The sequence below is a fragment of the Streptomyces sp. NRRL WC-3549 genome (assembly GCF_000721935.1).
GTDB lineage: Bacteria > Actinomycetota > Actinomycetes > Streptomycetales > Streptomycetaceae > Streptomyces.
Map to the genome: position 1 here is coordinate 2,285 of NZ_KL585421.1, position 5,723 is coordinate 8,007.

The following is a 5,723-nucleotide window of genomic DNA, read 5'->3' on the forward strand; positions in this document are numbered from 1 at the left end:
GACCTGCCGTCCCGCAAGCACGGCAACCCCCCGCAATAGCGGAAGCCCGGGTCGGGCAGCCGCCGCGCGCGCATGTTCTCGTACGCCGAACCGGCTGATCTCCACAGCCGCCGGCGGGGCCGTCGCCACCCGTCACCTCGGTTCCGCGAAAGGGCCGATGCACGTCGGCGCGGTACGTCAGGCGTTCGAGGACACGACGGCCACCGTGCAGACCCCAGTGCCCAGAGACCGCGAGGGACCATGACGAATGAGCCGTCCGACCTCCCCGGCCCCGGACCGGGAGCCACGCCGCCGATCCGGCCGCGCGAGGTGGGGGCCACGCCGCCCGCTCAGGCCCCGCTTGTCCTGCCGGACGAGGTCGACGACCTCAGCACCCTGATGGCCACGGCCGCCCGAGGTGAGGCCTTCGTACTGCAAGGCAGCACATGCGCGCAGCCGTTCACCGACCGGCGCGTGGGCGGACTCGTCCGCACGCTGCTGCAGATGTCGGTGATCCTGACCCACGCCGCCAGGGTGCCGGTCGTCAAGATCGCCCGGCTGGCCGCCCGGCACACCGGGCCGTGCTCCGTCGGAGCAGGCAGGGCCCACGCGGACGCCGCTGTGGCGATGAACATGATCCGGGCGATGACCGGCGAGCACGGCATCGCCGACGTGCGTCAGGTGCAGGGCTGGAACCGGGAGTTCGTGCACGACACCCCGGGGGGCAGCCGATTCGAGGCGCTCTCCGCCGAGATCGACCGCGGCCTGAGGTTCATGGCCGCCTGGGGGGCCGACGACCGTCTGTTGCGGACCACGAAGGTGTTCGCGAGCCACGAGCCGCTGCCCGGCCACGTGATGCCCTACATGGCCCGGGAGGAGTCCGGGGACGAGCCGCAGCTGTGGGCGCTTTCAGCGCACCAGTTCCGGATCGGTGAGCGGGCCCGGCAGCCGGACGACGCCCACCTCGCCCAGGCCGAGCTGCTGGCCAATCCGGTATGCCTCACGATCGGGCCGACGACGGCACCGGAAGAGGCCGTGGAGTACGTGCGGCGACTCGATCCGCATGTACGGCCGGGCCGGGTCACGCTGATCAGCCGGATGGGCGGCGACCGGGTCCGTGACGTGCTTCCGCCCATCGTCGAGAAGGTGACGGCGTCCGGCCATCAAGTGGTGTGGAGCTGCGACCCGATGCACGGCCGCCCCCACGAGCCGGCGGCCGGCATCACCGCGTGTTCCTTCTCGCCAGTCGTCGACGAAGTGCGCGGATACATCGATGTACATCGCGCACTGGGGACCCATCCGGGCGGGATACATTTCGAAACCACGGGCGCACAGGGTAAATCCGACACGGAGCGGGGTGGCGGATTCGGGGCGGAATGCGGCCCTCGGTTGAATGAACAACAATCTGTGGAGTTGGCCTTTCTTATGGCGGAGATGCTCCGCAGTTGATTTCTGGAACTGAAAGTCGTCGTCAGGCGTCCATGCTGGGGATTCCCGCGTACTTTCATTGGCTCAACCAATGGCGCCGGTCGTCCCGGCGCAGTGGTGCCGGTGGCACGGCCGGCCGGCGGGCCCGCGGGGCCGTGTCGTGAGCGCGGTGGCGCGCCGTCAGAACCCCTGCCAGGCCTCCCGCCTCGGCCTCTCCGTCATCGCACCCTGCCTCGACCCGGTCTGACGGAACGGGCGCGCGGTGGCGGCTGCGGACCCCCGGCCGCGGAACACCGCCGACCGGCGTCACCGCGCCCGAGGTGTCCGTCGTGTTCCGGCCGCGCGACCGGCGGGTGTCCCCGCGTCCGGGCCGAGCGGACGGAAATCGCCATCAAGGCGGGCCGGTGTGCCGCCCGCCGCCAGGTGCCGCCAATGCCCGACTTCCAGCCTCGTGACGTGGTCTGCACCATGAGGGGTCGTCGGACTTCCGTACGGATCCTGCAACGGACCCTACTCGTTCAGGGGTGGGGGTGCTGTCGGATGCGGAGCCCGATCCCCTATGGCGTGTGGCTCATACCCCTATGTCCGACGAGGGTCGAATGAGGGGGGTCTTGGTGGTCGGGACGTGGGAATTTGAGCCTAACTTGAGGATCCAGCCTTGGATTTGACGGACCGCCAGGTGGCGGGCGCCGGCCTGTGGGGGTGCAAAACGGAACCCGCGCAAAGGGACGTTGTGTACCTTGAGTAGGGGTTTGCAGGGGGAGGGGGGTGGAGCTAGTGTTCCAATTGGAGAGGGATTCCAGCGACTGTTTCTAGTCCCTGGCTATAGCCGGTGTGGCGTCAAGCGGCGGCCGAACCGGACGGGGTAGTCGCGGAGTGAGGCGCGATTTTGAGCCTTTGGTGCAGCAGCCACCGCTCCTAGATGTCACGAAAATGGTCACAATGGGGGATGATGGTGCCAGTGGCACTTGTTGAACGTGAGCATGACGTCCAACTGCTCAGAAATCTTCTTACTGCCACTTTCAACGGGCATGGAAAAATAGGACTTGTCAGTGGGGCGGTGGCAAGTGGCAAGACCGAGCTACTCCGCTCGTTCGCTGACCTGTGTACGGACCAGGGAGCCCTGCTCCTGAACGCGACCGCGACGAGAACCGACCGGACGGTACCGTTCGCCGTGCTGCGTCAGTTGCTCGACTGCCTGCCGGCGCCCGCGGAACCGGTCGCCGAGCTCATGGCCTCGGGCGTCGCGTCGGATGTCTCCCGCACGGCGGCGGCCACGCTGCTCGATCTCTCCGAACAGGCGCCACTGGTCGTCGTGGTGGACGATGTGCACCACGCGGACGAGCCATCGATGGACTGTGTGATGCGCCTGGTCAACCGGTTGCGGTCCTCCCGCATCCTGCTCGTACTCGCAGAATCGTCGGGGGACTGGTCGGTGCACCCCGCCTTCCGCATCGAGCTGGTCCGCCAGACACAGTTCCACAGGGTCCGGCTGGCACCCCTGACGGCGGACGGCGTCAGCGAGATGTGCTCACAGCACCTCGGCCAGGACGTGGCGCGGCACGCGCAGGAGGCCCACCGGATGACCGGCGGCAACCGGCTTCTGGTGAGGGCCCTCATCGAGGACCACGCCGAGTCCGGGGGACTGCCCGGCCGGGCGGACTGCTCCTCTCTCGGTGAGAGTTTCCGGCAGGCCGTCCTCACCTGCCTGCGCCGCAGCGGACCGGACGAACTCGAGGCCGCCAGGGGACTGGCCGTACTCGACGCCACCGGCTCGACGCACCGGATCGCGGAGTTCCTCGGCCGGGGACCCGACGCGCTGCGTCGGCCTCTGCAGTCACTGCAGACGCTGGGAATAATCCAGGACGGCCGGTTCCGGCACCGGCTGACACGTGCGGCCGTCTATGACGACCTGGCCCCGCAGATGCTGGCGGAACTGCACACGCGTGCCGCGCAGCTGCTGAGCGACTGCGGCGGCAGCGTCACGGATGTCGCGGACCACCTCGTGGCGGCGAAGCACGTGAGCGCGGACTGGGCCATCGCGGTACTGCAACGGGCGGCGGAGGAGTCGCTGGCCGCCGATGACGAGGAACCGGCGATCCGTTACATCGAGTTCGCGCTCTCCGTGTGCACCGGCGAACGGCAGCGTGCCCTGTTGCGGATGCTGCTCGTCCAGATCAAGTGGCGCAGTGACCCGGAAGGTGCCGTCCGCCACCTGACACCGCTCTTCGAGGCGCAGCGAGAAGGCCACCTCGACGTCGAGCAGACGGCCTACCTGCTGCGGGTGCTCATGTGGCACGGGCGCGTCCAGGAGGCCACGGAACTCATCAAGCACCTGTCCTGCCTCAGACCCTCCGCGAACGAAGCGCCGAGCGCCGTACTGACGGGTGTGCACAACCTGCTCAGACACGCCTATCCGCAGTTCATCCCGCACGGATCCGGCGAGAGCAACCACTTCTTCGACAACGCGACCACGCCGCCGGGCCAGCAGGCGCAGGCCTCGGCCGTGCTCAGCTCGGTCCTCGCGGAGACCGCCGGCGCGGACGAGCGGTGCATCAGGGTGGCCGAACGGATCCTGCAAAGCAGCCAGTTGAACGACGAGATGGTCGAATCCGTCTGCTGGGCCCTCCAGACGCTCATCTACGCGGAGCAGCCGGTCCTGGCGGAGCGCTGGTGTGACGCGCTGCTCGCCGAAGCCGCCACCCGTGGTGTGGTGACGTGGCAAGCGGCCCTGTCCGGGCTGCGGGCGGAGATCGCCCTGCGGGAGGGCGATCTGGTGCAGGCCGAGCGGTACGCGGTCAAGGCGCTGACGATGATCGGTGTGGGCGGCTGGGGTGTGGGCGTAGGAGCCACACTGGGCACCCTTCTCCAGGCCGTCACGGCGCGAGGGGACTTCGAGAGCGCCCGCAGATACCTGCGGGAGGCGGTCCCCGCCGCCATGTTCCAGACCCGGTACGGACTGATGTATCTGCGTGCCCGGGGCCACTACTACCTTGCGACCGACCGGCTGCAGGCCGCGCTCGCGGACTTCAGCTACTGCGGTGAGCTCATGACGCTGTGGCAGCTCGACTCCCCGACGTTCGTACCGTGGCGGACGGACGCTGCCCAGGTCCTCCTCCGACTCGGCGATCACGAGCAGGCGCGCGCGCTCACCAAGGAGCAGATGACGCACATCGGTTCCCGTGCCTCGCGTACGTACGGCGCGTCGCTGCGCGTCCTGGCGGGTACGGCAAGCCACCGTGGGCGCCTGAGCCTCCTGAAGGAGTCCGTGGAGATCCTTCAGGCGAGCGGTGACCGGCTCACCCTCACGCAGGCGCTCTTCGACCTCAGTTGCGCACACGAGGGCATGGGGGAGTTCGGCAAGGCGCAGATGATCTCGCGCCGTGCGGGGCGGCTGGCCAAGGAGGGCGGGATGCGGCGGAAGCAGGATCCCGCGCTCGCCTGTCCTGAAGAGCCGGTGATGCTGCACCCCGGGCAGACGGAATCCTGGTCCCGGCCGGTGGAAGAGGCCACGTCGGCCGCGGACGTGCTGACGCTCTCCGAGCGCCGTGTCGCTGCGCTCGCCTCGCTCGGCTACACGAACCGTGAGATATCCAGCAAGCTGCACATCACCGTCAGCACGGTGGAGCAGCACCTCACCAAGGTCTTCCGGAAGTTGCGGGTCAAGCGCAGGACGGACCTGCCGGTCGAGCTCGAGTTCCACGTCGCCAGCCCGGCCTGCTGATTCCCGGCACCGCGCTTCCCCGTTCACCTCCTTCCCCACTTCCTGTTCATCCCTCTCCCCACGGCCCTGTTCGCTTCTCTCCCCACTTCCCCTACGTACGTGAGCTGTTGAGGTACGCGATCACGGCCAGCACTCGCCTGTTGTCACTGGTGGACTGCACCAGGTCCAGCTTGGCGAAGATGCTGGCCGCGTGCTTGCTCACGGCACTGTCACTGAGCGACATCCGCTCCGAGATGGCCGCGTTCGACCTGCCCTCCGCCATGAGCGCCAGCACCTCCCTCTCACGCGCCGTCAGCGCCGAGAGGGGCTGTGCCTGTACCGGGCCCATGGACTGGAACAACTGACTGACTACCTCAGGGTCCATGGCCGTGCCACCGGAAGCAACGCGGCGCACCGAGTCGATGAACGTGTCGTCGTCGAAGACACGGTCCTTGAGGAGATAGCCGATACCGCCACGGCCGTCCGCCAGCAACTCCCTTGCGTACAGCTGCTCCACGTGCTGGGACAGCACCAGCACAGGGAGCCCGGGAACCGCCCTGCGGGCGGTCAGCGCGGCCTGGAGCCCCTCGTCCGTGAAGGTCGGCGGCAGCCG

At 68.5% G+C, this 5,723-nt stretch carries 3 protein-coding genes; 2 read left to right on the plus strand and 1 reads right to left on the minus strand.

Translation table 11 applies throughout. The annotated features are described in order from the left end of the window. Nucleotides 1-240: 240 nt before the first annotated feature. Nucleotides 241-1,428 carry a 3-deoxy-7-phosphoheptulonate synthase gene (locus IH13_RS0125315; RefSeq protein WP_082317699.1) on the plus strand — a complete coding sequence of 396 codons (1,188 nt, stop codon included), beginning with the start codon at nt 241-243 and terminating at the stop codon, nt 1,426-1,428. 940 nt (nt 1,429-2,368) lie between these two features. Then, nucleotides 2,369-5,131, plus strand: coding sequence for a helix-turn-helix transcriptional regulator (locus IH13_RS0125320; protein WP_158791294.1), 2,763 nt, complete (start codon nt 2,369-2,371; stop codon nt 5,129-5,131). A 91-nt stretch (nt 5,132-5,222) separates the two neighbouring features. On the opposite strand, the gene IH13_RS0125325 is transcribed toward IH13_RS0125320, so the two are convergent. Continuing rightward, nucleotides 5,223-5,723 (minus strand): LuxR C-terminal-related transcriptional regulator (locus IH13_RS0125325; RefSeq protein WP_031088177.1); only part of this gene is annotated, 501 nt, incomplete at its 5' end.